The 445-nt window shown below is 45.2% G+C and carries 1 protein-coding gene; it reads right to left on the reverse strand.

Going from position 1 to position 445, the window contains the following annotated elements; all coding sequences use genetic code 11:
* Window positions 1-57: 57 nt before the first annotated feature.
* On the reverse strand, window positions 58-180 hold the full coding sequence (locus ABR397_RS23340) for a hypothetical protein (protein ID WP_350307779.1): 123 nt from the start codon (window positions 178-180) through the stop codon (window positions 58-60).
* Window positions 181-445: the final 265 nt, after the last annotated feature.

The raw sequence follows: 445 nt of genomic DNA on the forward strand, positions 1-445 counted from the left end.
GTATTCATCATATTCAGGATGAATATAAATTTCATTTTCAGTAGGCTCGCTCATCATTTACTCCTCATCTTTTATTTTTAATTTGCCTATTTCCACACCCGCCTGCTTTTGTAGAGGGCTTTTTCCATCCTGCGCGGTGGACAATAAACGGTTTCCCGCATCATCTGCCTGTAACAGCATTTTCTAACTGGCTAATGGCGTAGTGTCACAGGCACTCACGGCCTTCGGCGTCACGGCGTAATGGCTTTCATCCCGCGAATTACGCTCCTGTTGTTGATAAAGAGTTCGGCACCTTTTGTCATCGCTGGCAAGCGACGGCATTCAGGGCCGAACAGAACTCAAGCCGAATAAAGATCTGGGAGTCAGTCAGAATAAATCCGGAAAACAATAAATCAGATCAGGCATTTCCCAACCGGAGGTTAATCGGGGTGAAAATAATTAATCG

It is taken from the genome of Photorhabdus viridis (assembly GCF_040256935.1).
Taxonomy (GTDB): Bacteria; Pseudomonadota; Gammaproteobacteria; order Enterobacterales; family Enterobacteriaceae; genus Photorhabdus; species Photorhabdus viridis.